1 protein-coding gene is annotated in these 780 nt (G+C 34.5%); it reads right to left on the bottom strand.

Annotated features, from left to right (window positions below; all coding sequences use genetic code 11):
* Nucleotides 1–20: 20 nt before the first annotated feature.
* Nucleotides 21–758 carry an abortive infection system antitoxin AbiGi family protein gene (locus M3P05_RS20560; RefSeq protein ID WP_249702014.1) on the bottom strand — a complete coding sequence of 246 codons (738 nt, stop codon included), beginning with the start codon at nucleotides 756–758 and terminating at the stop codon, nucleotides 21–23.
* Nucleotides 759–780 lie beyond the last annotated feature (22 nt).

Raw genomic sequence — 780 nt, 5'->3', positions numbered from 1 at the left:
CTTGTTAGGTGCTTTTTGATCTAGAAATCCTGGATGATTTGTTCTGTCGAACATATTTTGCTGAACAGGATATCAAGTTCTGCTGATGTAGCCTCATTTTGGTATAACTTTCTGAGGTGTCGAATCATTCTTGGGATTTGACTTGTATTCTTTACAATGATGTAAGATATGTCATTAGGTGTGAATGTTACCCTAATATCTGATAATTTTGAATTATGAAGGTCTTTGTCTTTTTTGTACTCTGAAGCTGATATGGAAAACTTTTGACCATTCAGCTTTTCTTTGTCTGGTACTAATCGCCACTCTCTTTCATCATAAAATTTATACTCTCTTCTCTTGCCATCTCTTTCTAAAACCCCTGAATAGTTCTTCGCATAGCTTTTTAAACGAAGAATCTCAGTCCTTTGTTCACGGTTGAGATTTGTATTTTTTCTATCACGTCTTTGTTTTAATAGATTTCCAATACTTTTAGAGAAAAGAGAGTCCTTGTCTATGTATATTACTGGATTGATTCCATTCCTTTTTGCCCAGTCTTTGGATAATCCAATTCCATATTTTCCATATGCTGAAAAATGCTGTTTGGAGTCAGATAATGGTATGTCACAAAAAGAAATCATTGGATGTGCTGCATCTGATCGTGTTTCTTTCAGTGCTAGTTCTTCTACACAATATTTTACTCGAAACCCTTCGTCCAATATCGACTTTAGAATTTTTAAAGATCTTGTGTAATGAATGATCGAATTTGTACTTAACGCCATATTGGCCGTTTACTCCTTACTG

Origin of the sequence: Parendozoicomonas callyspongiae (assembly GCF_023502345.1) — a bacterium.
Classification (GTDB): domain Bacteria; phylum Pseudomonadota; class Gammaproteobacteria; order Pseudomonadales; family Endozoicomonadaceae; genus Sansalvadorimonas; species Sansalvadorimonas callyspongiae.
Note: the sequence above shows the minus strand (reverse complement) of the source record. Positions and strands in the feature narration are given on the sequence as shown.

Coding starts and splice junctions, on each gene's coding strand:
- M3P05_RS20560 (WP_249702014.1), bottom strand. CDS start 758: ATGGCGTTAAGTACAAATTCGATCATTCATTACACAAGATCTTTAAAA.